The 214-nt window shown below is 51.4% G+C and carries 1 rRNA gene; it reads right to left on the reverse strand.

The features are described from left to right. A 23S ribosomal RNA gene (locus tag KO539_RS30025) occupies positions 1-214 on the reverse strand; the annotation flags it as partial.

Below are 214 nucleotides of genomic sequence, written 5' to 3' on the forward strand. Positions count from 1 at the left end.
GGTTCACTATCGGTCGATTACGAGTATTTAGCCTTGGAGGATGGTCCCCCCATATTCAGACAGGATGTCACGTGTCCCGCCCTACTTGTCGTACGCTTAGTATCACCGGTCTGATTTCGAATACGGGACTATCACCCGCTACGGTTCCTATTTCCAGAGGATTCTTCTATCAGTCCGACTATCACGTACAGGCTCTTCCCATTTCGCTCGCCGC

It is taken from the genome of Janthinobacterium sp. NKUCC06_STL, assembly GCF_019345455.1.
GTDB classification, from domain to species: domain Bacteria; phylum Pseudomonadota; class Gammaproteobacteria; order Burkholderiales; family Burkholderiaceae_D; genus Janthinobacterium; species Janthinobacterium rivuli.